Source organism: Mesorhizobium sp. BHscii (genome assembly GCF_053848065.1).
Genome location: NZ_JBSPKW010000004.1, coordinates 241,613 through 267,893 on the forward strand (window position 1 = coordinate 241,613; position 26,281 = coordinate 267,893).

Here is a 26,281-nt window from a genome sequence, read left to right on the forward strand (position 1 = left end):
CACGGCTTACAAAAGCACCGGATCATGAACCACCGAACGCTGCGCGGCGCCAATTCCGCACCGTCCCAACGGCCCCTTGCCGACACACGCGCGCCCGACGAGGGCGATGGCGTCGATACTTCGCCTGATGTCTCCGACAGCATCGCCAAGACCACCTGCTACATGTGCGCCTGCCGCTGCGGCATCGACGTCCACATCAAGGACGGCAAGGTCCGCTACATCAACGGCAACAAGGACCATCCGGTCAATCGCGGCGTGCTGTGCGGCAAGGGCAGCGCCGGCATCATGCAGCACTACAGTCCGGCCCGGTTGAAGAAGCCATTGCTGCGCACAGGTCCGCGCGGCTCGGGAGAATTTCGTGAGATCGAGTGGGAGGAAGCATTTTCCATCGCGACGGAACGGCTTTCAAGGATACGCCAGACCGATCCGAAGAAACTCGCCTTCTTCACCGGGCGCGATCAGTCGCAATCCTTGACCGGCTGGTGGGCGAGCCAGTTCGGCACGCCGAATTTCGCCGCCCATGGCGGCTTCTGCTCGGTCAATATGGCGGCCGGCGGGCTCTATACCATCGGCGGCTCATTCTGGGAGTTCGGCGAACCCGACTGGGACAACACCAGATACTTCATGCTGTTCGGCGTGGCCGAAGACCATGATTCCAATCCGATCAAGATCGGTCTCGGCAAGCTCAAGGCGCGCGGCGCCAAGGTGGTCTCGATCAATCCGTGCCGCACCGGCTACAACGCCATTGCCGATGACTGGATCGGCATCCGGCCCGGCACCGACGGCCTGTTCGTGTTTGCCCTCGTCCACGAATTGCTGAAGGCCGGCCGCATCGACCTCGATTATTTGCTGCGTTACACCAACGCCCATGTCCTCGTCATCCAGGAGCCGGGTGCGGCCGATGACGGGCTGTTCGCGCGCGACAGTGACGGCAATCCGCTGGCCTGGGACAGGGCGGCGAAAGTGCCCATCAGCGCCACCGACACTGATGCAAAACCGGCGCTGACCGGCAACTTCCAGGTCGACGGCCACCGCTGCGTGCCGGTCTTCCAGCTCATCGCCGACCGCTATCTGCAGGAGAGCTATTCTCCCGATGCGGTTGCCGAACGCTGCGGCGTTCCCGCCGACACCATCCGCCGGATCGCCGCCGAACTGGCGCATATCGCCTTCGACCAGGCGATCGAACTGCCGGTGGCGTGGACGGACTGGGCCGGTCGCCGGCACGAGACGATCAAGGGCCGGCCAGTGTCGATGCACGCGATGCGCGGCATCTCGGCCCATTCGAACGGCTTTCACTCTTGCCGCGCCATTCATCTGCTTCAGGTGCTTCTCGGCACAGTGGACGTGCCGGGCGGCTTTCGCTTCAAGCCGCCCTACCCCCGCTCGGCGCCGCCGGAGCTGAAGCCGGCGGGCAAGGACGTCAGGCCGATGACGCCGCTGGAGGGCATGCCGCTCGGCTTCGTCTGCGGGCCGGACGATCTGCTGGTCGATGATGACGGCGCGCCCATCCGTATCGACAAGGCTTATTCCTGGGACTCGCCGCTCGCCGCGCATGGACTCATGCACACCGTCATCCGCAACGCCTGGGCCGGCGATCCCTACAAGATCGATACGCTGATGATGTACATGTCCAACATGGCCTGGAACTCGTCGATGAACACCGTCGAGACCATCGCCATGCTGACCGACAGCGACGAGGCCGGAAACTACAAGATCCCCTTCATCATCTATTCCGACGCCTATAATTCCGAGACCGTGCCGTTCGCCGATCTCGTGCTTCCCGACACCACCTATCTCGAAAGGCATGACTGCATCAGCCTGCTCGACCGGCCGATCAGCCATGCCGACGGCCCGGGCGACGCCATCCGCCATCCCGTCGTCGAGCCGGACCGCGACGTCAGGCCATTCCAGTCGGTGCTGATAGAGCTCGGCGCGCGGCTCGGCTTGCCCGGCTTCGTCGACGACGACGGCTCGGCCAAATACCGCGACTATGCCGATTACATCGTCAATCATGAGCGCTCGCCGGGGATCGGCCCGCTCGCCGGCTGGCGCGGCAAGGACGGCGCCTCGATCGGTAAGGGCGAGGCCAATCCCGACCAGCTTCAGCGCTACATCGACAATGGCGGCTTCTGGCACCATGATCTTGCGGACGACCAGCGCTACTACAAGATGGCCAACCGCTCCTATCTCGATTTCGCCGAGAATATGGGCTTTATCCCGAAGGCCGAGCCGATCGTCTTCCAGCTCTATTCCGAGCCGATGCAGCGCTTTCGCCTCGCCGCGCGCGGCCATGGGAGGGTGCGGCCGCCGGAGGCAGAGCGCAGCCGCATCGAGACCTATATGGATCCGCTGCCGTTCTGGTATGCGCCCTTCGAGGAGGCCGCTGTCGACCTCGAGAAATACCCGCTGCACGCGCTGACACAGCGGCCGATGCATATGTACCACTCCTGGGGTTCGCAGAACGCGTGGCTGCGGCAGATCACCAGCCAGAACCGGCTGTTCGTGCACAACCGGACCGCGGCCGGCCTCGGCCTTGCCGATGAGGACTGGGTGTGGATCGAGAGCATCAACGGCAGGGTCAAGGGGCAGATCAAGCTGGTCGACGGCGTCAACCCGGATACGGTGTGGACCTGGAACGCGATCGGCAAACGGCGCGGCAGCTGGGGGCTGAAGGACGACGCCGCCGAATCGAATCGCGGCTTCCTGCTCAACCATATCATCGGCGACCAGACCTCCGCCGATGCGAACGGCAAGCGCTATTCGAATTCCGATCCGGTGACCGGCCAGGCGGCATGGTTCGACCTGCGCGTCCGCATCGTCAAATGCGCTGCTGAAGAAGCAGGCTTCACCGAGCCGCAGTTCGAGCGCTTCCGGCAGCCGCCGCATTTCGAACCCTCGCCTGACAAGCTCAGTTTCGGGGCCGAGTTCCGCCGGGAAAGAGAGGCTGCCAGACCATGACCTGCCTTCCCGCCCATACCGACAAGAAGCTCGGCCTGGTCATCGATCTCGACACCTGCGTCGGTTGCCAGGCCTGCGTCACCGCCTGCAAGGAATGGAACACCGGCGGTCACATGGCGCCGCTGACCGACATCGATCCCTATGGCGGCGATGTCGACGGGGTCTGGTTCAACCGCGTGCACAGCTATGAGCACATAACGGAGATGGGTGGGCGCACGGTCAATTTCCCACGCTCCTGCCTGCATTGCGAGACACCGGCCTGTGTCACCGTCTGCCCGACCGGCGCCTCCTACAAGCGGGCCTCGGACGGCATCGTGCTGGTCGACGAGGACAAGTGCATCGGCTGCAAATTATGCAGCTGGGCCTGCCCCTATGGCGCGCGAGAATTCGACACCGATGTTGGCGTGATGAAGAAATGCACGCTGTGCGTCGACCGCATCTACAACGACAATCTGGCGGAAGAAGACCGCGTGCCGGCCTGCGTCGCCGCCTGCCCGACCAGCGCGCGGCATTTCGGCGATCTCGGCGACCCGGCATCGGCCGTGTCGCAGCTGGTGGCCGAGCGCGGCGGCGTCGACCTGATGCCCGAACTCGGCTATCACCCGACTAACAAATATTTGCCGCCGCGCGCCAATACCACACGCGCCGCATCGGTGCCGGCGCCGGCGCTCGAAGCGGTGCGGGCCGAGGGCGGTTTCCTCGGCTGGGTCGACCGCATGCTTTCGAACTGATCCGCACATCCATGCATCCAGCTTTCTCGGTCATCTTTTTCACCACCGCTACGGGGGCCGGTTACGGCCTGCTCGCGCTGCTCGGGGTGCTGGCCGGACCGGGGTACGTCCCGCCTGACTTCTGGCTCGGCCTCGTCGGCATGGGGCTGGCGGTTGGACTGATCTCGGCCGGCCTGTTGTCGTCGGCCGGCCACCTCGGCCGGCCAGATCGTGCCTGGAGGGCATTCTCGCAATGGCGCAGCTCCTGGTTGTCGCGCGAAGGCGTTGCGTCGGTCGCGACCTTCGTGCCGGCGGGGCTGTTCGCCATGGGCTGGGTGGTCCTTGGCCGCACGGACGGCTGGGTGGCCGTAGCCGGGCTGCTGGCTGCGGTCGGCGCGGTCATCACCGTCTGCACCACCGGCATGATCTATGCATCGCTGAAGCCGATCGCCCAGTGGCACAGCCGCTATACCTTGCCCGGTTATCTCATTTTTTCGGCGATGAGCGGCGGCGTGCTTCTCAACGCGCTGCTGCAGGGTTTCGCCATCGGTTCGACTATTCTTCTGGCAACTTGCATGCTGCTGACCTTGCTCGGCTGGGGCTGGAAGCTGGCAACCTGGCGATACAATGACAGACTGGAAATTGCGACAACCGCCAACACCGCGACCGGGCTTGCCGGCGGTACTGTGCGGTCGCTGGAATGGCCGCACACCGAGGAAAACTACCTGCTCAAGGAGATGGGCTTTCGCATCGCACGCAAGCACAAGGCGCGGCTGCGCCAGATCACGCAAGTGCTGGCCTTCGCTCTGCCCGTCTTGCTGCTGGTTGCCGTGTTCGCCTTGCCATGGCCCTATGCGGCGGTGCTGTCGACACTCGCCGCAATCGTCCAGTTCGCTGGCATGCTGGTCGAGCGCTGGCTGTTCTTCGCCGAAGCCAAGCACACAGTCACCCTCTACTATGGCAGGTAGAGCAGCTCAGCCCGGCCTGAGCATCGCGTGGGAAATGGCGAAGATGCGCTCAGCGCCGAGCATATAGGCCATCAGCGTTTCGCGGCGGAACAGCCCGGCATAGGCGCGATCGAGCACATTGAGCGAGCCGGTATAGGCGCCGAAGGCCGGCATGATCATGCGGCCGCCATCGCCGGCAAAGCAGCGGCGCCGCACCGAGCGGCCTTGCTGCACGATGCGGGCGCAAGGGTGCAGATGGCCGGCGACCTCGCCTTCCACTCTCAATGCCGAAGGTTCATGCCGGAATACGAGAGAGCCTATGGCCAGCTCGCGCACCGTTTCGCCGGGCAGGTCGGCCGGCGCGTCCGGGTCATGGTTGCCGGCGACCCAGAACCAGTCGCGGCCAGCCATCAGGCCTTCCAGCCGCTCGCGAAAGCTGGAGTGCATGCGCGCGGCGCCGCCGCCGTCATGAAAGCTGTCGCCGAGGCTGACGACGATCGCCGGCTGATAATCGGCAATCACCGCCTGCAATCGGAGCAATGTCGCGCCGGTATCGTAAGGCGGGATCAACGTACCGCGCCGTGCCAGCGACGATCCCTTTTCCAGATGCAAGTCGGACACGGCCAGAAGCCGAAGCTCGGGAAAATAAAGCCCGCCGCGCCGATCGCAGATTGCGCGCTCGCCGGCGATGCCGATACGATCGGCATCCGCCAGGGGCGCAGTCATGGCGAGCGCAAATGTCATTTCGTCCCCATGGCCTCCTCGACCAGCGTTGCCGCATCCATCAGCAGCGTATCATCGGCCTCGCCATGCACCGGCATCTTGCCGATCTCGAGCATGATCGGCACGGCGAGCGGCGAGATCTGCTCAAGGTTCTTCTGCACGATTCGTCCCTGGATACGCGAGAGCATCTCGGCAAGTCTGCTGACATCCAGCAGACCGGTGGCCGCATCGGCACGCGTCGCCTGCAACAGGATATGGTCGGGCTCATGGCTGCGCAGAACGTCGTAGATGAGATCGGTCGACACGGTGACCTGACGGCCGCTCTTCTCCTGGCCCGGATGACGTTTTTCGATCAGCCCCGAGATCAGCGCGCAATTGCGGAAGGTGCGCTTCAAGAGCCAGCTGCCGGCGAGCCAGGCTTCGAGGTCATCGCCCAGCATGTCCTGGTCGAAAAGTTCGCCGAGCGAAGGTTTCTTCGCCCTGAACATCCTGCCCATATCAGCAAGCGACCATATGGCAAGTGCATAGTCGGTGGCGACGAAGCCGAGCGGCCTGGCTCCCGCCCTGTCGAGCCGGCGGGTGAGCAGCATGCCGAGCGTCTGGTGCGCCAGCCTGCCCTCGAACGGATAGGCCACCAGATAGTGCCGGTTGCCGCGCGGAAAGGTCTCGATCAGCAGGTCGTCGCGTTTCGGCAGCACCGATTTATCGGCCTGGAAGCGTAGCCAGTCGGCGACCTGTTCCGGCAACTTTTTCCATCGCTGCGGGTCGTCCAGCATGATGCGGACCTGTTCGGCGAGGTAGGTCGAAAGCGGAAATTTGCCGCCGCCATAATAGGGCACCTTGGCATCGCTGCCGGGCGCATTGGACACGAAGCACTCGTTCTCGCGGATGCCCTCGAAGCGCAGCACCTTGCCGGCAAACATGAAGGTGTCGCCATGCGTCAGCGTTTCGAGGAAGGCCTCCTCGATTTTGCCGAGAACGCGGCCGCCGCGCGACGCGGACCCCTTGCTGCCGGCCTGGACGTAACGCACGTTGAGCGCCGGCACCTCGATGATGGTGCCGACATTCAGCCGGTATTGCTGGGCAACCCGAGGATTGGACACGCGCCACAGCCCGTCCTTGTTCAGGCGGATGCGGGCATAGCGTTCATAGTTCTTCAGCGCATAGCCGCCGGTGGCGACGAAATCGACGACACGGTCGAACGTGGGCCGATCGAGACTGGCATAGGGCGCAGCCGTTCGCACTTCCTCGAACAGCGTATCTGCAAGGAATGGCGCGCCGCAAGCGCAACCCAGCACATGCTGCGCCAGCACGTCGAGCCCGCCATTGACGAGCGGCGGCGTGTCCTGGGCGCCGAGATAATTGGCGTCGAGCGCCGCCCGGCATTCCAGCACCTCGAAGCGGTTGGCCGGGATCAAGATCGCCTTCGACGGCTCATCCATGCGGTGGTTGGCGCGGCCGATACGCTGCGCCAGCCTGCTTGCCCCCTTCGGCGCGCCGACATGCACAACCAGGTCGACGTCACCCCAGTCTATACCGAGGTCGAGCGTCGAAGTGGCGACGATGGCGCGCAAGGCATTCTCGCCCATCGCTTTCTCGACGCGCCGGCGCTGGGCGACATCGAGCGAGCCGTGATGCAACGCGATCGGCAACGTGTCCTCATTGACCCGCCACAATTCCTGGAACAGCAGCTCGGCCTGACTGCGTGTGTTGACGAACAGCAGGGTCGTCTTGTGTCGCTTGATCTCGCTGTAGATCTCCGGTGTCGCGTAGCGGGCCGAATGTCCAGCCCACGGCACGCGCTCCTCCGAATCGAGAATGGAGATCTCCGGCTTGGCGCCGCCGGTGACGACAATAAGTTCGGCCAGGCCGCCCGGTGGATGCTGGCTGACCAGCCAGCGCCGCAGTTCGTCCGGCTCGGCGACCGTCGCCGACAGGCCGATCGTCTGCAAGCCGGGAACAAAGGATCGCAGCCGGGCCAGCCCGAGCGACAGGAGATGCCCGCGCTTCGACGTCACCAAAGAATGCAGTTCGTCGAGGACGACGTAGTGCAGATCCTCGAAGAAGCGCCTGGCGTCGGGCGCGGCAATCAGCAGCGCCAGTTGCTCGGGCGTGGTCAGAAGAATGTCGGGCGGCGCCAGCTTCTGCCGCTGGCGCTTATGCGCGGGCGTGTCGCCGGTGCGCGTCTCGATGGTGACAGGCAGCCCGATCTCTTCGACCGGCTTGCCGAGATTGCGCTCGATGTCGACGGCCAGGGCCTTCAGCGGCGAGATGTAGAGCGTGTGGATGCCGCGACGCGCCTGCCCCGGCTTTCTCTTTGGCCGCTTGGCCAGCTCGGATAGTGAAGGCAGAAACCCGGCCAGTGTCTTGCCGGCGCCGGTCGGCGCGATCAGCAGCACCGACTGCCCGGCTTGCGCCCTTGCCAGCAGCTCGATCTGGTGGGCGCGCGGCGACCAGCCCTTTTGCGCGAACCATTTGAGGAATGGCTCGGGCAAGTGCACGGCGGCATTCTGTTCGGCGAGGCGCGGCTGCTCTGTCACGCGCCAGAGGTAACGCGGCGGCGCGCAATCGCCAAGAAGAATCGGAACAAAAGGTGATCGAGTGTCTCCCTTCTCCGCTCTGGCGCTACGGCCGCCGAAACCCTGTCGGCCCGCCATAGAGATAGCCGATGCGGGCGACGGCTTCCTTGAACCCTTCCCGCGAGACCAGCATCGTGTGGCCGTTGGCGTGGATCATCGTTTCCGGGTCGGTCATGATCGCGACATGGCCTTTCCAGAACACCAGGTCGCCGCGCCGTAGCCCCGCAAAATTTGGTCCGGGCTCGAGCGACTCACCGATGGTCGCCGCCTGCATGTCGGAATCGCGCAGCACTTGCCTGCCGGCCATGTGCATCGCCAATTGCACGAGACCGGAACAATCGATGCCGAAGCCGGAGGCGCCGCCCCACAGATAGGGCGTGCCGAGAAAAGTTTCCGCGACTGCGACATAGTCGGGGGCAGCCTCGGCGACAGGCCTGATATGGCCTGATGTGACCGCCTCGCCGGACGGCAGCAGCGCATAATGCGTGCCGCGTGTTTCAGCCACGCCCGCCACCCTCACCGCCGATCCCATCGACAGCTGCCCGCTCGGCGGAAGCCGCAAATCCGGTCCGGGATAGAGGAAGGTGCGCGGCACGGAGACGACATGGGTGGGCGCTTGGCTCCGCGCGCCCAGCACAGTGTCGGCGACATAGCCGACATAGCCGTCGCGCTCGGCCTGGATCCAGGCCCAGCCTTCGGCATCCTCGAAGACAAGGACGTCGTCGCCGAACAGAAGCTGGGTGTTGACGCCGGCATCCGGCCGCGGCTCGTTGCGGATATCGGCCACTGCGGCTGAAATCCGGGCTGGCCGCCCGGCGACGAAGCGATCGGCGGCGACCTCGCCTTTCAGCCTGGCATCGGCGAGATCGGAACGGAAGGCGTGAAGGCGGGCATCCCTGGCGGTCAAATCGGCAACTCGTTCAGAAGGACAGTTCGGTCAAATGGGCAATTCCTGGGCTCTGGCAATGATAACATCGCCGAAGCGCTCGACAAAGAGAGCACCTTCGACGGTGCGCTTGACCAACACGTTGCGCTTGTCGAGCTCGTCGCGATGGCGCGAAACCAGCTTCAGTGCGCCCATCGTGTCGAGCGCGCGGGTGATCACCGGCTTGGTAACATTGAGCCGGGCGGCGAGCCCGCGCACCGTGTGCGGCGGCGGGTCGAGATAGATCGTAAACAGGATTGCCGTCTGGCGCATGGTAAGGTCGGGCATATCGTCGCGCACCTGGGACAGCATCACCTGCTGCCACAGTCGCAAGGCCTGGCTCGGGCGCATGGAAATCGACATCCGACCAGAATGACGGCAAATTGTTTCGGTTCCGTTTCAGTCTTGAGACCTTCCTGTAGGACCGGAACCGTCAGGCGTGGCGTTTCGAGATAACCCTTTCCAGCGCTCGGATGCCTTGCGCCTCGCCGCCGGCGAGACCATACGGACGATCGGATGGGTTCCAGGCGAAGATGTCGAAATGCGCCCAGGCGGCGGTCTTCTCGACGAAGCGCTTGAGGAACAGCGCTGCGGTGATCGAGCCGGCGAAACCGTCTGACGTGACGTTGTTGATGTCGGCGATCTTCGACGACAGCTTTGCGTCATAGGGCTTCCACAACGGCATGCGCCATAGCGGATCCTCGACCGCTGCGGACGCAGTCGCCAGTTCGGACGCCAGCGCTTCATCGCCGGTGTAGAAAGGCGGCAGGTCGGGGCCGAGCGCGACGCGAGCAGCCCCCGTCAAGGTCGCCATGTCGATCAGCAGTTGCGGCTCGTCGTCGTCGGCCAGCGCCAAGGCATCCGCCAGCACCAGCCGTCCCTCGGCATCGGTGTTGCCGATCTCGACGGTGATGCCCTTGCGGCTCACCAGCACGTCGCCAGGCCGGAAGGCGTTGCCGGCAATCGAATTCTCGACGGCGGGGATCAGCACACGCAGCCGGATCTTCAGCCCGGCGGCCATGATCATTGAGGCGAGCCCCAGGACGTTGGCGGCGCCACCCATATCCTTCTTCATCAAGAGCATGCCCGAGGACGGCTTGATGTCGAGACCACCGGTGTCGAAGCAGACGCCCTTGCCGACCAGCGTCACCTTCGGGGCATTCTTCGGCCCCCAAATCATGTCAATCAGACGCGGCGCGCCGACCGATGCGCGGCCGACCGCATGGATCATCGGGAAATTCTTCTTGAGAAGCTCGTCGCCCTTGGTCACCGACATTTCGGCCTTGTGCCTCCCGGCCAGCGTCCGAACCGCCTTCTCCAGCTCGTCCGGTCCCATGTCGCTGGTCGGCGTGTTGACCAGATCGCGCGTCAGGAAGACGCCATCGGCGATGCGGCGAACACGCGCCGCGTCGGCGCCGGACGGCAGCGAAAAACGCAGCGCCCTGCCGGGCTTTTTGCCGTAGCGGGTGAAGACATAGCCGCCGAGCGCCAGTGCGATGGACGCCAGTTCCGGTTCGGCGGGTGCCGAGGCGAAATGCCAGTCGCCTTCGGGCAAGGCTCTCGCCAGCCCGCCGATGGCAAGCGCGCCTTCGTCATCGCCCGTGCCGAACAGTGCTCCGGCAAGCGCGCCGTTTTCGCCGGGTATGAGCAGCGTCCTGCCGGCCTCACCGGAAAAGCCGTTGGCCTTGGCCCAGGCGAGCGTGGACGAGGCAAAATCCGCTGCATCCAGCCTATCCTTCGCCACCAGGTGAACCGGCAGCGCGGTCTTCAGTTTTCTCCCGATGAGTTCGACTGGCATTCGATGGTCTCCGGCTTCCGAGTCGGCCCTTTTTAACTGTCCGTTAGGGTTAACAGAATATTTCTGCGGGAGGGAAGATGGCCACGTGACGGCCAGGTTTACGACTGGAGGCCCTGGTGCAGATGCCGACCAACCGCATGACGAACGCCACGGGGAAGCGGCTGATAACCACGGCGTTCATAATAGCGCTCGCTGCAAGCGTTGCAGGCTGCGGGACCAGCAAGCTGACGACCGGCTCGATCGGACGCACCAGCGGAAAACCACTGGAAACCATGTCGGCCGGCGAGCTGCACAAGGCGACGATCGCGCTCGGTCAGTCCTACGCCAAGAACCCCAACGACAAGCGGATCGCGACGAATTATGCCGCGGCGCTGCAAATGGATGGCGACGCCGACCAATCGCTCGCGGTGATGCGCAAACTGGCGATCGCCCTGCCGAAGGACCGCGACGTGCTCGCCGCCTATGGCAAGGCACTGGCCGCCAACGGGCAGTTCGAGCCGGCGCTCGACGCGGTGCGCCGCGCGCAGACACCGGAATATCCCGACTGGAAGCTGGTATCGGCGGAAGCCGCGATTCTCGACCAGCTTGGCCAGAGAGACGAGGCGCGCCAGAATTACCGCAAGGCGCTTGACCTCAAGCCGAACGAACCTTCGATCCTTTCAAATCTCGGCATGTCCTATGTGCTGGAAGGTGATCTGCGCACGGCCGAAACCTATATGCGCTCGGCCGCCCAGCAGCCGAACGCCGACAGCCGCGTCCGCCAGAACCTGGCGTTGGTCGTCGGCCTGCAGGGCCGCTTCGACGAAGCCGAGAAGATCGCCTCCCAGGAGCTTTCGGCCGAACAGGCGCAGGCGAACGTGACTTACCTTCGCCAGATGCTCGCCCAGCAGAACGCCTGGAGCCAGCTCAAGGACCAAGACAAGGCAAAGCCTGCCACCAATTGACCACGCCGGCTTTGCTCAACCTGCCAGTTCCCTCAGCTCTCGATATGCTTGAAATACAAAGCCGCGTTGCATCAGCACCGCGGCTTTCGCATGTGTTGTCGCCTTGGCGAGGCTATTGGCTGCTCGACGTCGGCTGGTCGCCGAAGATGCCGCGCTGGCTCACCTGGATGCCGGCGGGGCCTAGAATGATGGCAAACAGCACCGGCAGGAAGAACAGGATCATCGGCACGGTGAGCTTCGGCGGCAAAGCCGCGGCTTTCTTCTCGGCGGCGTTCATGCGCATGTCGCGGCTTTCGCCGGCAAGCACGCGCAGCGCATGCGCCACCGGCGTGCCGTAGCGCTCGGCCTGCACCAGCGCCTGTGACACCGACTTGACCGACTCCAGGCCGGTGCGGCTTGCAAGGTTTTCGTAAGCCTGCTTGCGTTCCTGCAAGTAGGAAAGCTCGGCATTGGTCAGGATGAACTCTTCGGCAAGTGCCACCGATTGCGCGCCGATCTCGTCCGCGACCTTACGAAACGCCGCCTCCACGGACATGCCGGATTCGACGCAGATCAGCATCAGATCGAGTGCGTCCGGCCACGCCATCTGGATCGACTGCTTGCGTTTGGTGGCGCGGTTGTTGACATAGAGCACCGGCGCGTAAAAACCCGCGTAGGCGACGACGATACAGACGAACAATTTGATGAGAGGCGGCTGCTCCGGCAACCCCCCGAGCACGAACAGATACATCGCGGCCAGCGCAAAGCCGACAAAGGGCAGGACCAGACGGAAGAAAAGAAAGCGCGTCAGCGGATTCTGCCCGCGAAAGCCCGCCACCTTGAGTTTCTGCAAGGTGCCTTCATCGGCCAGGGCGCGCCTCAGGTCCAGCCGGTCGACAATGTTGCGCATGCCGATCGACTGTTCCTCGCGCAGGCCCTTGCGGCGGCGATCGGCCTCGATCGCAAGCCGCGCACGCTGCTTGGCGCGCAATTCGTCGCGCTCCAGCGCCACGGATTTCATGCGCGCCTTGAGCTGGTTTCCGCCAAAGGCAGGCAGCAGCGTAAAGACGGTCGCAAACACCGCGATGCCAACCAGCAAGGCAATCAGAAATGCCGGATCGGTAAGGGTTTTGACGACGTTCTCAGTCATGCGCTCGAAATCCTAAACTTCGAAGTTCATCATCTTGCGCATCACCAGGATGCCGATCCCCATCCAGACCGCCGAGCAGCCGAGGATCAGATTGCCGGCGTTGGTGGTAAACAGAGGCATGATGTAGTTCGGGCTTGTCAGGTAGACGAGAAAGGCGACGACGAAAGGCAACGCGCCGATGATCACGGCGGACGCCTTCGCTTCCATGGACAGCGCCTGGACCTTGGCCTTCATTTTCTTGCGGTCGCGAAGCACGCGCGAAAGATTGCCCAGCGCCTCGGAAAGATTGCCGCCGGCCTGGGACTGGATCTGGATGACGATGCCGAAGAAGCTCGCTTCCGTGCACGGCATTGTCTCAGCCATGCGCATGCTGGCGTCGGGGATCGACAGGCCCATCTGCTGCGAATCGACGATGCGGCGGAACTCGGTCTTGACCGGTTCAGGGGATTCGTTGGCGATCAGGCGGACGGCGTCGTTCAGCGGCAGACCGGATTTGACCGCACGCACGATGATGTCGAGCGCGTTCGGAAATTCGTTGAGGAACGCCTTGACCCGGCGGGCGCGGCAAAACGAGACGAACCAGCGTGGCAGGCCGAGAGCACCGACCAGCAGCGCACCCGGCAAGACAAACAACGGCGCGCCGATGAAATAGGCAAGAAACGTCAGGGCGACGCCACAAACCGCCGAGTAGAGATAGAAGCGCTCAAGTGAGAACTTCATGCCCGCCTGACGGATCTGAGCCTTCAGTGGCGGCTTTTTGACGATGCTCTGGTTGGTCTTTTGCTTCTGTTCCAGATCTTTCAGCGAATCCTGGACCGATTTTCGCCGCTTGGCTGCTTCCGCCATGCGATCGCGCGAGGCCTTGACGACGGCACCGTCCGTCTCGGCGGTCTTGATCGTTTCAAGCCGCCTGCCGACTTGCTTCTCGGTGCTGATCCGATTGAACAGAAAAGCATAGGCGACCGCGCCGGCGCTGAAGCCGGCGAGCACGATGAATGCCAATACGGTGCCGTCAATTCCGAACATCGATTCCGGCCCCTACGCTTCCAGGCACATCAGTCAGCGCGGTTCTCCATCGCCTCGAGCGCATTGGCGAGGCGCTGTTCCTCGCCATAATAGCGGGCGCGCTCCCAGAAGTGCGGTCGACCGATACCTGTCGACACGTGCTCACCCAGCAGCCTGCCGTTCGCGTCTTCGCCCTTTATGTTGTAGAGGACGATGTCCTGCGTGATGATGACGTCGCCCTCCATTCCAATCACCTCGGTGATGTGGGTGATGCGACGTGATCCGTCGCGCAGGCGTGCAGCCTGGATGATCACGTCCACCGAACCAACCACGATCTCACGCACGGTTTTCTGCGGCAGCGTGTAGCCGCCCATAGCGATCATCGATTCGATACGGTTCAGGCATTCGCGCGGGCTGTTCGAGTGGATCGTGCCCATCGAGCCGTCATGGCCGGTGTTCATCGCCTGCAGAAGATCGAACACTTCAGGTCCGCGCACTTCGCCGACGATGATGCGCTCGGGCCGCATGCGCAGGCAGTTCTTGACCAGGTCGCGCATCGTCACCTCGCCCTCGCCCTCGAGGTTGGGCGGGCGGGTTTCCAGACGCACGACATGCGGCTGCTGCAGTTGCAGCTCGGCCGAGTCCTCGCAGGTGATGACGCGCTCCTCGCGGTCGATATAGTTGGTCAGGCAGTTGAGCAGCGTCGTCTTGCCCGAGCCTGTGCCGCCTGAAATGACGATGTTGCAGCGGACGCGGCCGATAATCTTGAGAATCTCGGCGCCGTGCGGCGAAATGGCGCCGAACTTGACCAGCTGATCGAGCGTCAGCTTGTCCTTCTTGAACTTGCGGATGGTGAGCGCTGTGCCGTCGATGGCGAGCGGCGGCGCGATGACGTTGACGCGGGAACCATCGGGAAGACGCGCGTCGCAGATCGGGCTCGATTCATCGACGCGGCGGCCAACCTGGCTGACGATGCGCTGACAGATGTTGAGGAGCTGCTGGTTGTCGCGGAAACGAATGCCGGTCTGCTCGACCTTGCCGTTGACCTCGATGTAGACGTTCTTGGAACCGTTGACCATTATGTCGGCGATGTCGTCGCGAGCGAGCAATGGCTCCAGCGGCCCGTAACCCAGCACGTCATTGCAGATGTCCTCGAGCAGTTCTTCCTGCTCGGCAATCGACATCGCGAAATTCTTGATCGCGATGATGTCGTTGACGATGTCGCGGATTTCCTCGCGTGCGCTTTCGGAATCGAGCTTGGCGAGCTGCGACAGGTCGATGGTGTCGATGAGCGCGGCAAAGACCTGGCTCTTGGTGTCGTAGTAGGTTTCGCTCTTTTGGCGCTGAACCTTTTTCGGCTCCGGCGCCAATGGCGGCGCCTCGACCGCACGGCGCACGGGCGGCAGCGCGGCAGACGCGCCAAGCGACGGCGGCGGTGCGGGCTTGGCAAGAACCGCCGTTTCCGCAGGGTTTGCCGCCGGCGCGGCAGGCGCAGGTGCCGGCTGACGGAATTCCGGGGTGAACCGGCTGCCGTCGTCGCTGCCTCTTTTACCAAACATGATCGATTACCAATTCCGCTCCGGAAGCATCACTTCTTGCTGCGCGAGAGCTTGCCAAGGAAATTGCCGAGGCCCGCTTTCTTTCTTGCCTTGATTTCGCTGCGCCCGGTCAGCACATGCGCAATCTCGTTGACCGTGCCGACAACCGGGTTCTTGGCATCCATTTCGCCGAGCATGCGCCCGTTGTTGGCGGCGTTTCCGAACAGCAGCGGTTCGAAAGCAATGACCGACATCGGCGACAGGCCGAGCGAATCGGCGAAGTCGGATGACGAAATCTCCGGACGCTTTGGCACGCCGGCCTGATTGATGATCAGCTTCGGCGGGGGATCGTTCGGGCGAAGCCGTTTGAACATGTCGACCAGATTCTTGGTGTTGCGCAGATTGGCCAGCTCCGGCGTAGCCGTGATCACGATCTCGTCGGCCTTGACCAGTATGTTCTTGGTCCATCCCGTCCAGACGTGCGGAACATCGAGCACCAGAAGCGGCACGCTGCGCTGCGCCGTGTCGATAAGCTGCGTGAAAGCGTCGGGATCGAAATCATAGACCCGCTCGAGCGTTGAAGGCGCTGCAAGCAGCGACAGATGCTGGGCGCACTGGGCAAGCAGCCGATCAAGATAGACCTCGTCGAGGCGCTCCGGTGAGAAAACGGCTTCGGCAATGCCTTGCGCGGGATCCTGATCGAAATTGATGTTGGCCGTTCCGAAAGCGAGGTCGAGATCGGCGACAACCACTTCGGACTTGAACAGCGACGACATCGCCCAAGCCACATTGTGGGCAATGGTCGAGGAGCCGACGCCACCCTTGGCGCCGATGAAGGCGATCGAGCGGCCGATCGGCTCGGCTTCCGGATCAACGAAAATCGTCGATATCACGCTGACGATATCGGCCATCGACACCGGCGCGATGACATATTCGGAAATGCCGGAGCGGATGAGCTCGCGATAAAGCCCGACGTCATTGTAGTGGCCGATGACCACGACCTTCGAGGTCGGATCGCAATATTCCGAGAGCTGCGTGAGCTGCTCGAGCAATTGCGTCGGCTCGCTGCGCGATTCCAGCAGGATCAGGTTCGGTGTCGGCGCCGATTGGTAGAATTCGATGGCGGTGGCGATGCCGCCCATATGGACCTTCAGATGGGCCTTCGCCATGCGACGATCCTCGCCGGCGCGCTCGACCGGGTTGGCAACGCCCTCGGTCTCGCAAAATGCCTGAATCGAAATGCGCGGAATCGGCCGCAACGCCTGCATGGCGGCGATGTCCTGCTGCGAGGTTTCGCCGCCATCTACAGGAGTGTCGTAGGCAAGATTGCTCATCGTCATTTCTTTCCGTGACTTGCGCGGCTCAAGCTCAATACTCAACTTCCGAATTGCCGAAGAACTCTTCCGAAATGCCTCTCTGGCGGTAGACGTCGATCACCGCGCCGCGATTTTCCGCGTCGATATCGGATTGCTTGCGCGGCCCGAGCAGATCGGCCGGATTAACCATCTGGGCAGCAAGATTGTTCTGATACGAGCAGCCGAAATCGGCGTAGTGCTTGTTTTCCGATGTCTGCAGCAGGTCTTCGGGCCAGCGTCCGCATCTGTCGGTCTGGGCCTTCACCGAGACATAGGCGACGCGGATCGGCGCGGACGCTTCGGCCGAAACCGACTGGTAGGTGGTCATGACGATCCGGTTCCGGCTGATGCCGCTGGCAATCGCAAGTCTGGCGAAATCGCGACCGGCCGCGGTCGCGGCGATCTCGTTGGCCGAACCGCGCGGGATCGAGATCGTCAGAGTCGGAGCGGCGCTCTTGTCGTAGCCATCCAGGAAGCCTAGAAGGGTGTCGCGCTGAGAGCCGGTCATGCCGCGATCGCCGGCGCCGACCGGAAGGTCGATCTTCAGGTTCTTCTCAGCAATTACGATCGGATGGGTGGTGCGATAATCGTCCGGAACAGCGCCGACCGTGATGCTGTCCCGCTTGAGATCGGCGCAGCCCGCCAGCAATGCCGCGACCGCAACCGTCAGGACCGGAATGGCTGGCCTGTAGATACGCGAACGGCCGGACCGCATCGCTGCGGTGTTCGTCCTTGCCTTCAACGCTGACTGAGACATGTCCGCTTCCCCGCTTACTTGTAGATGAAGCCGACAACGCCGTGGTAACGGCCGTTGGGCTTGTCGGTCTGCATGGTGCCGTAGACGCGATTGACACGGCCAAGGAACATGCCGGCGCCATCGCTGGCGGCGTTGAAATTGTCGTCCGGCTTGGCAAGAGCGTTGCGCGTCACCGGCTTCACCAAATAGGGCGTGATGATGATGACGAGCTCAGTCTCGTTGCGGACGAAGTCCCGGCTACGGAACAGCGTGCCAAGCACTGGGATCTTGGTCAGCCCGGGCAGCCCGGCGACCGCCTGCCGGATGTCGTCCCGAACCAAGCCAGCGATCATCATCGAACCTCCGGAAGGCAGTTCAACGGTGGTGTCGGCCAGCCGCTTGCGGATCGACAGCAAAGTGGTGCCGGGCAAATCACCGGCCGCTTCGAGCACTGTGGCGCCTTCCATCGTAGGCTCCGAAACCGACGTCCTCACTTTAAGGCTGATGCGGCCGGCCGAGAGCACGACAGGCTGGAATTCGAGGCCAATTCCATATTCGAGCTTTTCGTTAGTGTAAGTAACCTGGCCCGTTTGATTGTCGCTTGAAACGTTGTTCGTTCGGCTTGTGATTAGATTGAATTCACCGCCGACTTTGAACGTCGCTTTCTCGCCCGAGACCGCGGTCAGTGTCGGTTCGGCCAGCGTCTTCATGACACCGCTTTGCTCCATGGCGTTGATGTACGCTTGAAGCGCCGAGGAGCCGATTGAAAGTCCCGAAAATTGCGACAGGGGTTTTCCCAGTCCGTATGCAGGGCTGGTCAATGCGCTCCAACTGATGCCATTGCTGTCGCCGTTTCCGATCAGATTGACGCCAAGCTGCTTCATCACCGAGCGGCTGACTTCCGCGACCGTCACCTTTAGCGTCACCTGGTCGTCACCGATGATCTGCAAGAGGTTGACGATCTTGCTGACACGACGCTCGGAATCCGGATTGTCGATGTCGACACCGGCTTCGGCCGAGCCGCCGGAGGCGGTCTGCGAATATTGTCCGGTGGTCGCTTCACCGCCGGACACGAAGATGGTGGCCAGATCGACCGCGCGCTTGGCATCCAGGGGAGTGTCCACGGTTCCGGTGAGGACGACGTTGTCGTTCAGCAATTCGACAGTGATGGTCGATGATGGGATGAAGCGCCTGATATAGTCTTCCAGTCCGGCGACGTCGCGTTCGACTGCCAGATCCAGGCTGACGATCTGTTCGCCATTGGGGCCGAAGACGAAGATGTTGGTGTCGCCCACCGCCTTTCCGAACAGATAGATGCGCCTGGCGGTGCGGGTCACCGCATCGGCGACCGCCGGGTTGGCGACGAGAATATCATAGGCATCGCTCGGCAGGTCGATGACCACCGATTTGTTGAGGCCGAGCTTGACGCGCTGGGTGGCTGTCGTAGCCGACACCTCGGCCTTCCTGCCTGCCGCATTCGCCTCGACGGGGCCTTGCGCATTCGTCCCAAGGAGGAACAGGCCGATAGCCGCAGCCAGGGCGACCGGCAGTCTAGCGTTTAGCCTCATTGCCTTGCCCCCACTTCGGAAACTTCGCCTGACTTGATCAATCGTACTGTTCCGCGCCGCCCATTGCCGGAAACGAGATAATCGGCCTCGCCCAGATTCTTCTCCTGGGTGTCGCTGATCGACCGCAGCGCCAATGTCAGGCGATCCGCCATTTGCTGAGCGACGGTGATGATTTCCGCCTGCTGCGGTGTCAGTTCCAGTGTCGCAGTTTGGCCGACCCTGGTCCTCTTGCCTTCCTCGTCCTCCTGGATGGTCTGGTCGATTGCCAGGACGCGAATGTTCTTGAGGATGGTTTCGGTCGTAAAACCGCTGCCGCCGCCCGCGGCATCGGCTCTGCGGGTCATGATGACATCGACGAAATCATTGGGAAGAATGAAGCCGCCGGCCGAAGTGTCGGCCGATACGGCTGTGGCGACGGCCCGCATGCCGGAGGGCAGGATCGACGACATGAAGCTCTGTCCCTCGCCGATCAGCTTGGACCGCCGCAGCGGCTCGCCGGCATACATCGCGACACGGGCGACGCCGCCTTTCAGCTTCTCAAGCGCATCGGGCTCCGCGGCGCGGGTGATGAAATTTGCGTTGACGCCGTCGGCCGGCCAGGACTGCCAGCTGATGTTGTTCTCGAGCGGGCTGCCCATCGGAACGTCGCCTGTCAGGACAAGCACGTCCTGCAGCGCGATTGCCGGCGCCGCGGGGCCGGAATCGACGATTTGAGGCGGCGGAGCCGCCACCATGTTTTTTGCAACATATCCTGCGCCACCCGCCGCGGCCACCGCCACGCCTAGAATGATCAGTCGGGATGCTGGCATCTGTCCGAACCTCGCCTTGGCAAACCACGTAGCCAAGCCGGACCTTGCAGCGGCAATCGTCAAAACAAGGTTAATTTAATACTTACGATCGTGATTAATTTAACGTTTACATAAATTTGAGGCATCGCTCCGTACCCAAAAAAAGGCTGCCAAGCTGCCTGCTTCAACGCCAAATCGAAGAATGGTAGGCATGGGTCTGACGAGAAAATGTTGGCGGCGAGAATCAGACCGCCAGCCTTGCAAGTGCCCACGCCATCAGGGGCGAATTCGGAAAGGTGAGCAGGCCGCCAATGCCAAGCGCGATGCCATAGGGAACGCCTGATGTCTCGTCGGCGAAATGGCGTAAAAACGGATTATGGCTTGTAACGGCGGCAAGCGGCGATTTCCGATAGACGAGGATTGCGAGCGTCAGCAGGCCACCGATGAATGTCGAGACCACGAGATATTGGATGAGATGGACATTGAGCCCCATCCACACGGCAGTGGCGGCCAGCAGCTTGGCGTCGCCGCCTCCCATGCCGCCGAGCGCGAACAGACCGAAGGTCACGGCGAGAACCAGGCCACCGGCGGCGAAATGCCAGCCATAGGTTGCCCAGTCCATTCCCGTCAGCGGCGCGACCAGGGCGAAGACGGCCATAAGCAGCACCGGCACGCGATTGGCGATCGTCATCGACAGCATATCGGAGATCGCGGCGAAAAGCATGCAGAACGGAAAGACGACGAAGATCAGGGCTTCAAGCATCTGCGCGGGCCTATGGTCACTGTACCTAGCCCCAGCCTAGATATATCCGATTAACGATTGATGAGGCCGAAATTTCAAAATCCCCTGACCCATTCAAAATCGCCTGACACAATGATCAAGGGCCGCCAATAAGGCGGCCCTTGATCCGAAAAACGACCAGACGCTATTAGCCGGCGGTGTTCAGCGTAGTGGCGATCCCGTTGAACTTCGCGTTCAGCGCGTTGCCCAGCGAGCCGGCGCCGACCATGATGGCGAGCGCGATGAGAGCGGCGATCAGACCGTATTCGATAGCGGTCGCGCCGGATTCGTCCTTCACAAAACGTGCAATGAGATTAGACATTCGAGAGCTCCTACTCCACGTGTTACAGCAGTTCCGTCAACTTCTCTTGGCGGCTGATCGGATACTGCCAATCTACGAAGAAGCTCTTTCGATCGGCTTAATAAACAGCCTTACCGATTCCTTTCCGGCTTCGATGACATTGCGTGGTTAACTGTAAACTAAGTGACGCTATGGCCCGACAGGCACGTCAAGGGCCGCGAAAGGCGCAATTTAGCGACTTGGGAAAGGGGCGGCCCGCTGCAGGCAATCACGATTCCGATCCCGACATCATCACGGCACTCCTCCGCTTAACCGTTGGTTCACCAATCTCGTTCATGTTCCGTTGAGCAGTTTGCCGCCGTGGAGTGCTTCAATGACCGGGCCGAGATCGTCCTTTCCGATTGCCGCGCTCCTTGCCGCCACGGCCTTAGTTGTGCCGGTCAAGGCTGGCGCCGGCATCGAGGTCACGATGAACCAGGCGAAGATCGTCAAACTGTCGCGCGCCGCCGATACGATCGTTGTCGGCAACCCGGCGATCGCCGACGCCTCCGTGCAGGATGCTTCGACGATCGTGCTGACGGGCAAAGGCTTCGGCGTCACCAACCTCGTCGTCCTCGATCAAGAGGGCCGTCCGATCGTCGACGAGCAGATCACCGTCGTGCGACAGGACGCGTCGTCGGTGCGCATCTACCGGCGTGCCGAAATACAGACCATGTCCTGCACGCCGTATTGCGAAAGCTCGTATAAAAGCGATGCGGAGAAGGCCTCGGAAGCCGAGATGAGCGCCGGCCGGTAACGAGCGGATTGTTCTCACCCCGCTGAAATGCCGCTTCGGTTATCGGCCTGTTAAAATCTCTTCCTCAAATTTAACGATCGTACAAACCGCACTTCAATGGGTTTCCGCTAATATTCCCTCCGACACCCCTTCAGGATCGGCAGACACGGGACATGATCAGTGCAGGACTAGCAGGCTTTTCCGCGCGCTTCCTTTGCGACCGGCGCGGCAGCACGGCTTTGGAGTTCGCGATGCTTGCCGTGCCATTTGCGCTCCTCATCTTTGCCATACTGGAGAGCTGCATTTCATTTGCCGGGCAAGAGGTGATGGCCAACATTACCGACGATGTCGCGCGCCAGCTACGGACGGGCCAGGTAAGGCAGGCCGATGTGACCGAGGCCACGCTGAAGACCATGATCTGCAGCCGGCTGGAGATCATGGTCGCCAAGGACTGCCCGGGATTGGAGGTGGACCTGCGCGAGTATCCGACCTTCGCCGCCGCGGCCCAGGCGGGCTTCAAGATCCAAGACCGCGAAATCGTGCTGACCGGCACGGACCCCGCTGCTTTTACGGTATCCCCGGGCTTGGCTGAATCAATAAACATGCTGCGGGTTTTTTACAAATGGCCCGTCATGACCGATTTCATGGCCAAGTCGATGGCCAATCTGAAAGACGGCAACACGCTGCATTTCGCATCGGTGACCTGGCAGAACGAGCCGTTCGACAATTGAAAACGCACCGTTGCGTGGGTGGGAAAAGGACGAAGGCATGGGGCGTGCGGGGGCACATGTGAGGATCGCTGGGATATGCACGAAAACCATTCGGTTCTGCTCCGATCGCCGCGGTGTCGCGGCCGTTGAGTTTGCCTTCATCGTGCCCGTCCTGCTGATCATGTACTTCATGACCATGGAAGCCTCACAAGCCATCGAGACCAGCAAAAAGGTCAGTCGCATCGGCAGCATGGTGGCGGATCTCGTTACCCAGCAGCAGACCATCACGGCAGCCGATCTCGATGCGATCATGCAGATCGGCAACTCCACCCTTCGGCCGTACAACCGATCGACCCCGGAAATCATCATCACCGCAATACAGGTCACGGACGAAACGACGCCGAAGGTGCTGGTCGTGTGGTCACGCAAGATGGTCGGTAGCGCCTTCAGCGCCGCCACCGCCAAAAACTCCATCACCAAGGTTCCACCGGCGCTCGAGATCAAGGGCACCTTTCTCATTCGCGTCGAAAGTAATCTCGCATACCAGCCGATCATCACCTGGTCGGTGGACAGTGAGAAGCGGCTCGGATTGAGTTCGGCTTTCGACTCGATATCGATGGGCGAAACCTATTATCTCAGGCCCCGCAGGAGCCCGACGATTCCCTGCAGCACCTGCTGAAACGACCGCGCCCGACTCCGGCCGCCATTGCTATCGGCCGTTACCTGACACCAGGCGCACGATGGCTGCAGCCATCGCGTAGTCCTTCGGGCCAGCGACGGCGAAGCCGCCGGAATGTTTCGATTCCAGAAGATCGTAGACATCCGGCGACATCGATTTGAGATTGATGAGAAAGACGGTGAGCCGCCGTTTGGCTTCGGGATCGAGATCGCTGCGGACGGCATGGGGACCATACCGCAGCAGGCCGGACGTCCACACGACCTGAAGTGCTGCTTTCGAAAGCCCTGCCATTTCCAGCCTGGCGACCGTGCCGCCCGCAACATCCGGCTGGCCATCGGCCACCGCCGGCATCAGCCGAAGATGGCATCGGCCTCGCCATCGACCAGCATCGTTTCAGCCGCCGCAGCCGAATTGGCGTACGTCAGAAATGGCGCATCCTTGGCGATCTTGACGCCTTCGGCGGCCAGCTCGGCAAGCCGCAAAAGAGAACCGCCGACACTGTCCGGAGGCACCATGGCGACCCGATGTGCCTCCATCGCGGCCAGATCTGGGACCTTGCCGTCCCGCGTCAGCAAGACGGATCGGATGCCGATAACGCCGTCGGAATCGACAGGCGCCACAAGAGGCTCGGCGCATTCGCAACGTTCGGATGCGATGGTGTAGGCGGTCGCCGAAAAGTCCGCATATTCGATGTGGGCGTTGGCTTGCGCCTCGATCAGCGCCGCGTAGTCGCGGGAAACTCCACCTTCATGCCGAGCGCCTTGGTGTAGGCGTCCGTCAACAGCGCCAGACCCGGAACGGTGTTGCCGGCGCCGGGCTCGGCGACGATGCCGACGCGAAACGTGCCGATGTCATCCCGCCAATCGGCGCGCACCGGGTTTGACCAGGCCGCACCCAGCAGCGTCATGATGGCTGCGGAGGCCTTCAAGGCATGCCTCATGTGAGCTCCCCGCTGGTTTTCGTCGATCCACGCCGATGCCGGCATTTCGCCACATGTCAACTATCGCGCCAGGCCGTCTGCTTCCGAATTGCCAATGGCGGCGCGGCCCCCTATGTCTGGGCGGACAGAGAAACGATAATAATGAATCCCTGCAATGGCACGCGCCTTCCTTTTTGTTCTCGATTCCTTCGGCATCGGCGGCGCGGCCGACGCTGAGCGCTATGGCGACACCGGTTCCAACACGTTCGGACACGTCGCTAGAGCCTGCGCCGAAGGCCGGGCGGATCGCGACGGGCTGCGCAAAGGCCCGCTTTTCGTACCCAACATGCTCTCGCTCGGCCTGGGCCACGCCGCGAAATCCGCGACAGGATTCAGCATCGACAGCGGCGGCGAGGCCCATCTCGCCTCCGCCTTCCATGGCGCGGCGCAGGAGATTTCGAGCGGCAAGGACACGCCATCGGGCCATTGGGAAATCGCCGCCTTGCCGGTTCGCTTCGACTGGGGCTATTTCCCGGACACGGTTCCCGCCTTTCCAGCCGAACTGACCGAAGCGATCATCCGCGAAGGAGAGGTGCCGGGCATTCTCGGCAATTGCCATGCCCCGGGCACCGAGATCATCGAGCGTTTCGGGGAGGAGCATATCCGCACCGGCAAGCCGATCTGCTACACTTCGGTCGACTCCGTCCTGCAGATCGCCGCGCATGAAGTTCACTTCGGCCTGGAACGGCTCTACGAATTCTGCAAGGTGGTGCGCAGGCTGGTCGATCCGCTGAACATCGGACGGGTGATCGCGCGGCCCTTCATTGGGGAAACCGCCGCCAGCTTCGAACGGACGCACAACCGCCGGGACTATTCGGTGCCGCCGCCTGAACCGACCCTGCTCGACCGGTTGACGGCGCGCGGCAGCCGGGTCATCGCGGTCGGCAAGATCGGCGACATCTTCGCCCATCGCGGCATTTCGGAAGTGCGCAAGGCCGCCGGCAACATGGCGATGTTCGACAAGGCGCTCGGCGCGATGGCTGACGCGGGCGACGGCGATCTCGTCTTCGCCAATTTCGTCGATTTCGACACAGAGTTCGGCCATCGGCGCGATGTTGCCGGCTATGCCGCCGCGCTCGAGGCCTTCGACCGGCGGTTGCCGGAGGCGCTTGCACGGCTGAGGCAAGGCGACCTTCTCATCCTCACGGCAGACCATGGCAACGATCCGACCTGGCACGGCACCGATCATACACGCGAACGCATTCCGGTGATCGGCACGGGACCAGGTTTTGGCGGCGACATTGGGCTCAGAACGACGTTCGCCGACATCGGTGAAACCGTCGCCGAGCATCTTGGGCTGGCACGCGGCCGTTACGGCACCTCCTTCTATGCAACGATAGGCGGCCATGCCTGAGTTGCCTGAGGTCGAAACCGTCCGGCGGGGCCTGCAGCCGGTTCTGGAAGGCGCCCGTATCGCCCGCGTCGAGGCACGCCGGCCCGACCTGCGCTTTCCGTTTCCCGAAAAATTCTTGGAGAGGCTGACCGGCAAGACAATTACAGCGCTCGGCCGCCGGGCCAAATACCTGACGATGCATCTGAAAGGCGGTCCGGTGCTGATCTGCCATCTCGGCATGTCGGGTTCGTTCCGCATCGAAACGTCCGATGACAGCGAAATGCCCGATAGCAGCGAAATGTTGGGCGCGTTTTATCACGAGCGCTCGAAAAGCGCGGTACACGACCATGTCGTCTTCCATATCGTCTCTCCCGAAGGCGCCCGGTCCCGCGTGACCTTCAACGATCCGCGCCGTTTCGGCTTCATGCTGTTTTCCGAAGGGGCACCCGACACGCATCCGATGCTCGCGGGGCTGGGCGTCGAGCCGACAGGCAATGCGTTGGACGGCGAGTTGGTCGCCTCGCTGCTGAAAGGCCGGAAGTCGCCGCTGAAGGCAGCACTTCTCGATCAGCGGCTGATCGCCGGGCTCGGCAATATCTATGTGTCGGAGGCCCTGTGGCGCGCCGGTCTGTCGCCGTTGCGCGAGGCGGGCACCATCGCAAATCCTGGAAAGAAGGCCAAACAGCAGCGCGACGCCCTGGCCGAAGCCATCCGCGCGGTGATCGCCGACGCGATCGCCGCCGGCGGATCGTCGTTGCGCGACTATATGCAGACCGACGGGTCTCTGGGCTATTTCCAGCATTCGTTCGCGGTCTACGATCGCGAGGGCGAACCCTGCTCCAAGCACGGCTGCGGCGGCCATATAGAGCGCATCGTGCAAAGCGGGCGTTCCACCTTCTATTGCCGGACCTGTCAGTTGTGAGCTAGGTGCCGGGTGTGAGCTAGGTGCCCGGTGAGACCTAGATGCCGAGTATGAGCTGGACGCCAGATGTAAGTTGGATGACCGAGTGAGGAGATACA

23 protein-coding genes and 1 pseudogene are annotated in these 26,281 nt (G+C 62.5%); 9 read left to right on the forward strand and 15 right to left on the reverse strand.

Annotation, left to right across the window (positions count from 1 at the left end):
- Positions 1–24: 24 nt before the first annotated feature.
- The 3 genes from ACWTU7_RS08425 to ACWTU7_RS08435 are packed head-to-tail and all read left to right on the forward strand — an operon-like array spanning position 25 to position 4,636.
- Positions 25–2,958, forward strand: coding sequence for a molybdopterin oxidoreductase family protein (locus ACWTU7_RS08425; protein ID WP_455838396.1), 2,934 nt, complete (start codon positions 25–27; stop codon positions 2,956–2,958).
- Positions 2,955–3,689 carry a 4Fe-4S dicluster domain-containing protein gene (locus ACWTU7_RS08430; protein ID WP_455838395.1) on the forward strand — a complete coding sequence of 245 codons (735 nt, stop codon included), beginning with the start codon at positions 2,955–2,957 and terminating at the stop codon, positions 3,687–3,689. The genes ACWTU7_RS08425 and ACWTU7_RS08430 overlap by 4 nt, the downstream gene beginning before the upstream one ends.
- An 11-nt stretch (positions 3,690–3,700) precedes the next feature.
- Positions 3,701–4,636, forward strand: coding sequence for a dimethyl sulfoxide reductase anchor subunit family protein (locus tag ACWTU7_RS08435; RefSeq protein ID WP_455838394.1), 936 nt, complete (start codon positions 3,701–3,703; stop codon positions 4,634–4,636).
- 6 nt (positions 4,637–4,642) lie between these two features.
- Here the strand turns inward: ACWTU7_RS08435 and pdeM are convergent, their stop codons facing one another.
- The 5 genes from pdeM to ACWTU7_RS08460 all read right to left on the reverse strand — a co-directional run bounded on the left by pdeM (position 4,643) and on the right by ACWTU7_RS08460 (position 10,640).
- A complete protein-coding gene (gene pdeM, locus ACWTU7_RS08440) occupies positions 4,643–5,359 on the reverse strand; it encodes a ligase-associated DNA damage response endonuclease PdeM (protein ID WP_455838393.1) in 717 nt (238 codons plus the stop codon).
- Positions 5,356–7,878: a ligase-associated DNA damage response DEXH box helicase gene (locus ACWTU7_RS08445; RefSeq protein WP_455838392.1), complete on the reverse strand. Its 2,523-nt coding sequence runs from the start codon at positions 7,876–7,878 to the stop codon at positions 5,356–5,358. Before ACWTU7_RS08445 ends, pdeM begins: the two co-directional genes overlap by 4 nt.
- A gap of 85 nt (positions 7,879–7,963) precedes the next feature.
- On the reverse strand, positions 7,964–8,824 hold the full coding sequence (locus ACWTU7_RS08450) for a C40 family peptidase (RefSeq protein ID WP_455838391.1): 861 nt from the start codon (positions 8,822–8,824) through the stop codon (positions 7,964–7,966).
- 30 nt (positions 8,825–8,854) lie between these two features.
- Positions 8,855–9,205 carry a MarR family winged helix-turn-helix transcriptional regulator gene (locus tag ACWTU7_RS08455; RefSeq protein WP_455838390.1) on the reverse strand — a complete coding sequence of 117 codons (351 nt, stop codon included), beginning with the start codon at positions 9,203–9,205 and terminating at the stop codon, positions 8,855–8,857.
- Between the two features lie 70 nt (positions 9,206–9,275).
- Positions 9,276–10,640 carry a leucyl aminopeptidase family protein gene (locus tag ACWTU7_RS08460; RefSeq protein ID WP_455838389.1) on the reverse strand — a complete coding sequence of 455 codons (1,365 nt, stop codon included), beginning with the start codon at positions 10,638–10,640 and terminating at the stop codon, positions 9,276–9,278.
- 122 nt (positions 10,641–10,762) lie between these two features.
- Between ACWTU7_RS08460 and ACWTU7_RS08465 the strand changes: the two genes are divergently transcribed.
- Positions 10,763–11,584: a tetratricopeptide repeat protein gene (locus ACWTU7_RS08465; RefSeq protein ID WP_455838538.1), complete on the forward strand. Its 822-nt coding sequence runs from the start codon at positions 10,763–10,765 to the stop codon at positions 11,582–11,584.
- A gap of 112 nt (positions 11,585–11,696) precedes the next feature.
- Here the strand turns inward: ACWTU7_RS08465 and ACWTU7_RS08470 are convergent, their stop codons facing one another.
- From ACWTU7_RS08470 to ACWTU7_RS08510, 9 genes are all read right to left on the reverse strand, one after another.
- Positions 11,697–12,713 (reverse strand): type II secretion system F family protein, encoded by a 1,017-nt coding sequence (locus ACWTU7_RS08470; protein WP_065005866.1) that lies wholly within the window; start codon positions 12,711–12,713, stop codon positions 11,697–11,699.
- Between the two features lie 12 nt (positions 12,714–12,725).
- Positions 12,726–13,739, reverse strand: a complete 1,014-nt coding sequence (locus tag ACWTU7_RS08475; RefSeq protein ID WP_029356892.1) for a type II secretion system F family protein — start codon at positions 13,737–13,739, stop codon at positions 12,726–12,728.
- A 29-nt stretch (positions 13,740–13,768) separates the two neighbouring features.
- Complete coding sequence (locus tag ACWTU7_RS08480) at positions 13,769–15,277, reverse strand: CpaF family protein (RefSeq protein ID WP_287335699.1); 1,509 nt, start codon at positions 15,275–15,277, stop codon at positions 13,769–13,771.
- A 29-nt stretch (positions 15,278–15,306) separates the two neighbouring features.
- Complete coding sequence (locus ACWTU7_RS08485; protein WP_029356896.1) at positions 15,307–16,590, reverse strand: AAA family ATPase; 1,284 nt, start codon at positions 16,588–16,590, stop codon at positions 15,307–15,309.
- Between the two features lie 34 nt (positions 16,591–16,624).
- Positions 16,625–17,368, reverse strand: a complete 744-nt coding sequence (locus tag ACWTU7_RS08490) for a CpaD family pilus assembly protein (protein WP_455838388.1) — start codon at positions 17,366–17,368, stop codon at positions 16,625–16,627.
- Between the two features lie 14 nt (positions 17,369–17,382).
- Positions 17,383–18,915, reverse strand: coding sequence for a type II and III secretion system protein family protein (locus ACWTU7_RS08495; RefSeq protein WP_455838387.1), 1,533 nt, complete (start codon positions 18,913–18,915; stop codon positions 17,383–17,385).
- On the reverse strand, positions 18,912–19,724 hold the full coding sequence (gene cpaB / locus ACWTU7_RS08500; RefSeq protein WP_455838386.1) for a Flp pilus assembly protein CpaB: 813 nt from the start codon (positions 19,722–19,724) through the stop codon (positions 18,912–18,914). The genes ACWTU7_RS08495 and cpaB overlap by 4 nt, the downstream gene beginning before the upstream one ends.
- A gap of 223 nt (positions 19,725–19,947) precedes the next feature.
- The gene (locus ACWTU7_RS08505; protein ID WP_095517026.1) at positions 19,948–20,466 is read right to left on the reverse strand and encodes an A24 family peptidase; all 519 of its coding nucleotides are present in this window, start codon (positions 20,464–20,466) and stop codon (positions 19,948–19,950) included.
- Positions 20,467–20,632: 166 nt separating this feature from the next.
- Positions 20,633–20,806: a Flp family type IVb pilin gene (locus tag ACWTU7_RS08510; protein WP_029356905.1), complete on the reverse strand. Its 174-nt coding sequence runs from the start codon at positions 20,804–20,806 to the stop codon at positions 20,633–20,635.
- A 352-nt stretch (positions 20,807–21,158) separates the two neighbouring features.
- Between ACWTU7_RS08510 and ACWTU7_RS08515 the strand changes: the two genes are divergently transcribed.
- The 3 genes from ACWTU7_RS08515 (at position 21,159) to ACWTU7_RS08525 (ending at position 22,949) form a co-directional block, all read left to right on the forward strand.
- Positions 21,159–21,581, forward strand: coding sequence for a pilus assembly protein N-terminal domain-containing protein (locus tag ACWTU7_RS08515; RefSeq protein WP_029356907.1), 423 nt, complete (start codon positions 21,159–21,161; stop codon positions 21,579–21,581).
- Positions 21,582–21,733: 152 nt separating this feature from the next.
- Positions 21,734–22,291 (forward strand): TadE/TadG family type IV pilus assembly protein, encoded by a 558-nt coding sequence (locus ACWTU7_RS08520; RefSeq protein WP_287335696.1) that lies wholly within the window; start codon positions 21,734–21,736, stop codon positions 22,289–22,291.
- A gap of 37 nt (positions 22,292–22,328) precedes the next feature.
- Positions 22,329–22,949: a TadE/TadG family type IV pilus assembly protein gene (locus tag ACWTU7_RS08525; protein ID WP_287335695.1), complete on the forward strand. Its 621-nt coding sequence runs from the start codon at positions 22,329–22,331 to the stop codon at positions 22,947–22,949.
- On the opposite strand, the pseudogene ACWTU7_RS08530 reads toward ACWTU7_RS08525, so the two are convergent.
- Positions 22,901–23,889: pseudogene (locus ACWTU7_RS08530) on the reverse strand (phosphate/phosphite/phosphonate ABC transporter substrate-binding protein). The gene ACWTU7_RS08525 and the pseudogene ACWTU7_RS08530 overlap by 49 nt on opposite strands.
- Positions 23,890–24,043: 154 nt before the next feature.
- Between ACWTU7_RS08530 and ACWTU7_RS08535 the strand changes: the two are divergent.
- The gene (locus ACWTU7_RS08535) at positions 24,044–25,282 is read left to right on the forward strand and encodes a phosphopentomutase (protein WP_287335694.1); all 1,239 of its coding nucleotides are present in this window, start codon (positions 24,044–24,046) and stop codon (positions 25,280–25,282) included.
- Positions 25,275–26,183 (forward strand): bifunctional DNA-formamidopyrimidine glycosylase/DNA-(apurinic or apyrimidinic site) lyase, encoded by a 909-nt coding sequence (mutM, locus tag ACWTU7_RS08540; protein ID WP_029356917.1) that lies wholly within the window; start codon positions 25,275–25,277, stop codon positions 26,181–26,183. Before ACWTU7_RS08535 ends, mutM begins: the two co-directional genes overlap by 8 nt.
- Positions 26,184–26,281: the final 98 nt, after the last annotated feature.

Coding starts and splice junctions, on each gene's coding strand:
- ACWTU7_RS08425 (WP_455838396.1), top strand. CDS start 25: ATGAACCACCGAACGCTGCGCGGCGCCAATTCCGCACCGTCCCAACGG.
- ACWTU7_RS08430 (WP_455838395.1), top strand. CDS start 2,955: ATGACCTGCCTTCCCGCCCATACCGACAAGAAGCTCGGCCTGGTCATC.
- ACWTU7_RS08435 (WP_455838394.1), top strand. CDS start 3,701: ATGCATCCAGCTTTCTCGGTCATCTTTTTCACCACCGCTACGGGGGCC.
- pdeM (WP_455838393.1), bottom strand. CDS start 5,359: ATGACATTTGCGCTCGCCATGACTGCGCCCCTGGCGGATGCCGATCGT.
- ACWTU7_RS08455 (WP_455838390.1), bottom strand. CDS start 9,205: ATGTCGATTTCCATGCGCCCGAGCCAGGCCTTGCGACTGTGGCAGCAG.
- ACWTU7_RS08460 (WP_455838389.1), bottom strand. CDS start 10,640: ATGCCAGTCGAACTCATCGGGAGAAAACTGAAGACCGCGCTGCCGGTT.
- ACWTU7_RS08465 (WP_455838538.1), top strand. CDS start 10,763: ATGCCGACCAACCGCATGACGAACGCCACGGGGAAGCGGCTGATAACC.
- ACWTU7_RS08470 (WP_065005866.1), bottom strand. CDS start 12,713: ATGACTGAGAACGTCGTCAAAACCCTTACCGATCCGGCATTTCTGATT.
- ACWTU7_RS08475 (WP_029356892.1), bottom strand. CDS start 13,739: ATGTTCGGAATTGACGGCACCGTATTGGCATTCATCGTGCTCGCCGGC.
- ACWTU7_RS08480 (WP_287335699.1), bottom strand. CDS start 15,277: ATGTTTGGTAAAAGAGGCAGCGACGACGGCAGCCGGTTCACCCCGGAA.
- ACWTU7_RS08485 (WP_029356896.1), bottom strand. CDS start 16,590: ATGAGCAATCTTGCCTACGACACTCCTGTAGATGGCGGCGAAACCTCG.
- ACWTU7_RS08490 (WP_455838388.1), bottom strand. CDS start 17,368: ATGTCTCAGTCAGCGTTGAAGGCAAGGACGAACACCGCAGCGATGCGG.
- ACWTU7_RS08495 (WP_455838387.1), bottom strand. CDS start 18,915: ATGAGGCTAAACGCTAGACTGCCGGTCGCCCTGGCTGCGGCTATCGGC.
- cpaB (WP_455838386.1), bottom strand. CDS start 19,724: ATGCCAGCATCCCGACTGATCATTCTAGGCGTGGCGGTGGCCGCGGCG.
- ACWTU7_RS08505 (WP_095517026.1), bottom strand. CDS start 20,466: ATGCTTGAAGCCCTGATCTTCGTCGTCTTTCCGTTCTGCATGCTTTTC.
- ACWTU7_RS08510 (WP_029356905.1), bottom strand. CDS start 20,806: ATGTCTAATCTCATTGCACGTTTTGTGAAGGACGAATCCGGCGCGACC.
- ACWTU7_RS08515 (WP_029356907.1), top strand. CDS start 21,159: ATGACCGGGCCGAGATCGTCCTTTCCGATTGCCGCGCTCCTTGCCGCC.
- ACWTU7_RS08520 (WP_287335696.1), top strand. CDS start 21,734: ATGATCAGTGCAGGACTAGCAGGCTTTTCCGCGCGCTTCCTTTGCGAC.
- ACWTU7_RS08525 (WP_287335695.1), top strand. CDS start 22,329: ATGGGGCGTGCGGGGGCACATGTGAGGATCGCTGGGATATGCACGAAA.
- ACWTU7_RS08535 (WP_287335694.1), top strand. CDS start 24,044: ATGGCACGCGCCTTCCTTTTTGTTCTCGATTCCTTCGGCATCGGCGGC.
- mutM (WP_029356917.1), top strand. CDS start 25,275: ATGCCTGAGTTGCCTGAGGTCGAAACCGTCCGGCGGGGCCTGCAGCCG.